The organism is Streptomyces torulosus (genome assembly GCF_001419765.1).
GTDB classification, from domain to species: Bacteria; Actinomycetota; Actinomycetes; order Streptomycetales; family Streptomycetaceae; genus Streptomyces; species Streptomyces torulosus.
This window is the reverse complement of sequence record NZ_LIRK01000642.1, coordinates 1-2,583: the sequence shown is the minus strand read 5'-3', so window position 1 is coordinate 2,583 and position 2,583 is coordinate 1. Positions and strand designations below refer to the sequence as shown.

Genomic DNA, 2,583 nt, shown 5'->3' with positions numbered 1-2,583 from the left:
CGCCCCTCGGCGAGGGGCGGACGGGTCTGGCTCAGCAGCGCGACCCAGCGGTCTCCGGTGACGTCCGGCGATTCCCGGTCCGACGGATTGCGGGCACCGCCCGCTGCCTCGCGGTGCCGGGGCAGGGGCGACGGGCGGGCCGTACGGCGCCGGGGCGGTGGATGCGGCGTGCGGTTGGTGCGGTTCCGGGGCGAGGTGCGCGGCGGCGGCGCCCGCGACGGAGAGCGAGCACCGGCCGTCCGTCCGTGGGGCGGCCGGTACGGATTCCGGTCGGCGTGGCCGGGACGCGGTGAGCGAGGCGGACGGAGCGCCTGACACGGACTCCGGGTCCGCGAGCGGCTCTCGCGGGGCGGACGGCTGGGCCGGCAGTGGTTCGCACGGGGCTGATGGTCGGGCCGCGGGCGGTTCGCGTGGGGCGGACCGCTGGTCCGGCAGCGGTTCGCGTGGGGCTGATGGTTGGGCCGGCAGTGGTTCGCACGGGGCTGATGGTCGGGCCGCGGGCGGTTCGCGTGGGGCGGACCGCTGGTCCGGCAGTGGTTCGCATGGGGCGGACGGTTGGGCCGCCAGTGGCTCTCGCGGAGCCGATGGGGGATCCGGAGGCGGCGTTCGCGGGGCGCATGGGGGTTCGGGAGAAGGTGCCGGTCCCTATGGGGTGCGCGAGGGGGATGCCAGTGGCGCCCACTCCGCCCCTGCGTACGGCGGGCCCCACGGGCCCCACGGCGGCGGGCCCGGCGGGAATCCCGGTGGCGAGGCGTACGGGGCGGGGCGTCCCGGTGGGGGTGCCGTGCCGCCCGGCGGCTTCGTGCACTCCGCCACGCCCGCGACCGGCTTCCCTCCCGGCGCCCAGATGGCCGGTCACGCCCCCGGCCACGCCCCCGCGCCCGGTGGCGCCACGCGGCGCGGACGCGGCCGTACCGTCGCGCTCGTCGCCCTGCTGGCCGCGCTCATCGGCGGCGGTGGCGCCGTCGCGATGCACTACGCGGACGAGTGGCGGACGGAGAACACCTCGGCCACGGCCGGTACGACGGCCGGGACCGGCGGTACGACCACGGGCCAGGGCCAACCGGCGACGGACGGTGTCCCCGAGGGATGGGTTCGCGTGGAGGACCCGGAGGGGTTCAGTCTCGCCCTGCCCAAGGGGTGGAAGCGCCAGGTGGAGGGCGTGCAGATCGACTACACACCGGACGGCGGCGAGCACTTCCTCCGGGTGGCCGTCGACGACTCCCCGGACTTCGACAGCCCGTACCACCACCAGCTCGACCTGGAGGAACAGGTGAAGGACCGGCTCCCCGCGTACCGGCGGGTGGGCCTGGAGAAGAACCTCTACCGCGACCGTCCGGGCGCGCTCTGGGACTTCACCTGGAACGCGGCCCAGGACACCGACTTCCCCGGCCCGCGCCGGGCGATCGAGCAGACGTATCTCGCCCGCGACGGCGTCGAGTACACGATCTACATGTCCTCGCCCGCCGCCGACTGGGACACCGCGCGCCAACAGTTCGACACGGTGCTGCGCAGCTGGCGTGAGGCACGCAAGTGACCCGAGGGACGTCGGCTCAGGCCGACCTCGGTGGTCCCGTAGGGCCAAGGGGGCGGCCCCTCAGGCGCGATGGCGAACGTGAGTGAAGAGGGCGTCGGCCCGCCTCGGGGCCGGGGCGGCCGCGTGGCGCGTACGCGGCGCTCGCGCGGCGCGCGTACGTCGCTTGTCGGCCAGCCCTGTCCCGCGGCACCGGAGGGTTTCGGTCCGGTGCGGCATGATGGGGCGCATGGGGACCGAGGGGGAGAACGTCCGCGTCATAGCGGGCCGGTACCGGCTGGAGGCCAGGGTCGGCCGCGGCGGTATGGGCATCGTGTGGCGTGCCACCGACGAACTCCTCGGCCGGCGTGTCGCGGTCAAGGAGCTGGCCCTCGACCCCTCGCTCCCGGAGGAGACGTCCCGGCAGCTGCGTGAACGCACCCTGCGGGAGGCCCGGGCGGTGGCCCGGCTCGGCCACCCGCACATCATCGTCGTCCACGACGTCGTCGAGCAGGACGAACGCCCGTACATCGTCATGGAGTTCATCGACGGCGGCTCGCTCGCGGAGCGGGTCGCGGCCGACGGGCCGGTCGACGCGCGGGAGGCGGCCCGGATCGGGCTCGCCCTGCTGGCCGCGCTGCGGCGGGCGCACGACGCGGGTGTCCTGCACCGCGACCTCAAACCCGCGAACGTCCTGCTGGAGAAGGGCACCGACCGGGTCGTCCTCACCGACTTCGGCATCGCCCAGGTCGCGGGCGCCACGACGCTCACCGAGAACGGGTCCTTCGTCGGCTCGCCCGAGTACACCGCGCCGGAACGGATGTCCGGGGTCCGCACCGGGCCGGAATCCGACCTGTGGTCGCTGGGCGCGCTGCTGTGCACCGTGCTCAGCGGGGAATCGCCGTTCCGCCGCGACTCGTTGGGCGGCATCCTGCACGCCGTCGTCTTCGACGAGATCCGGCCACCGGCCCAGGCCGCCCCGCTGCTTCCCGTCATCCGCGGACTGCTGGAGCGCGACCCCGACCAGCGGCTCGGCGCGGCGGAGGCGGAGCGGCTGCTGCGCGCGTTCC

At 75.4% G+C, this 2,583-nt stretch carries 2 protein-coding genes; both read left to right on the top strand.

The window, feature by feature from the left end:
• The first annotated feature begins 652 nt into the window (after positions 1-652).
• The gene (locus AOK23_RS36255; protein ID WP_338056554.1) at positions 653-1,537 is read left to right on the top strand and encodes a hypothetical protein; all 885 of its coding nucleotides are present in this window, start codon (positions 653-655) and stop codon (positions 1,535-1,537) included.
• 226 nt (positions 1,538-1,763) lie between these two features.
• The coding region (locus tag AOK23_RS36250) for a serine/threonine-protein kinase (protein WP_157878252.1) at positions 1,764-2,583 on the top strand (820 nt) is incomplete at its 3' end.